The organism is Bacillus sp. MYb209 (assembly GCF_002975175.1).
Lineage (GTDB): Bacteria > Bacillota > Bacilli > Bacillales > Bacillaceae_G > Bacillus_A.
On record NZ_PCNZ01000136.1, the window covers coordinates 1 to 1,044 of the forward strand.

1 protein-coding gene is annotated in these 1,044 nt (G+C 38.1%); it reads right to left on the reverse strand.

Features of this window, described 5'->3' with window-relative positions; all coding sequences use genetic code 11:
- Positions 1 to 1,044: T7SS effector LXG polymorphic toxin (locus CQZ94_RS30800; RefSeq protein WP_219845222.1), on the reverse strand; the 1,044-nt coding region annotated here is incomplete at both ends.

Genomic DNA, 1,044 nt, shown 5'->3' on the forward strand with positions numbered 1-1,044 from the left:
AAAAGCATATGAAACATCTTTCTTAAAAGATTGTAAAATATCAGCTGTTTGCTTCAATTCTTTTACTAGCGTTACGCCTTTAGCTAATGTACTTGCTCCACCTGCTCCTTTTCTTCCTTTTGTGACCAGGCCTGCTCTACCTAGTCCCTTATCAGCAATTAGGCCGAGGGCTAATTGGGTTAATCCATAAGTAGTCCATTGTGTAATGCTCTCTGCATCTCCATCTATAATATCTCGTTTCACAGTACTTGAAAATGCATGCCACATATTTTTTGTCGTTTCATCCAAATGTAAAATCGCATATGTAACATTAATAAAAGTTCCTATATCCATATTACTTAAAGCTTCCATGGACTTGATTTCATCTTCAACAGCTTTCCCTGTTCCGATTACAGTACCATTCCACATCTTTTTTACTGTTTCGAACATTTTAACTACATCGTCTACCTTATCGTCCCAAGCCTTTCTAATCGGAGATTTCTCTTCTATCCTACCGCACATTTCTCCATCTTTAATTGAATGGTCAGCTTTTCGGGATATCTCTTCTGTAATCGCTTGGATAGAAGTCGTCCATTCCATATTCAACCCTTGTGTACTAAATGTACCACTTGTAGGACTAAAACCTTTTCCACTTTGTACTTCTGCAAGCCCCGTAGCAATACTAGTGGCTAGTTGGAGTGCTGTATCATAATTACTACTAGAAGTATAATTGAATTCATGCAGGTGTTCTAACTTTTCTTGCAGTTTCCGTTTCATCATATCAAAAATACCCATCATCGCTTGCATAGCTGGAAGGACATTACTAATCCCTTCAACACCTGCTCTCATTCGGTCAATCCCTCGAATTTGTTCTAGTATTTCTTGTTCGATGACATCTGTTGAAGCTACCTGTGATTGAAATTGACTTGGAAAGGCATCATTCTGACGGATTAGTTCTTCACACAAGTAAATGATTCCTTGTGCTAATGGACGAAAGGTTTGTGCAAAGAATGCTTTTGCACTGCTATATGTTTGTCCTTGTAGAACAGTATCAATTGCAAAAGC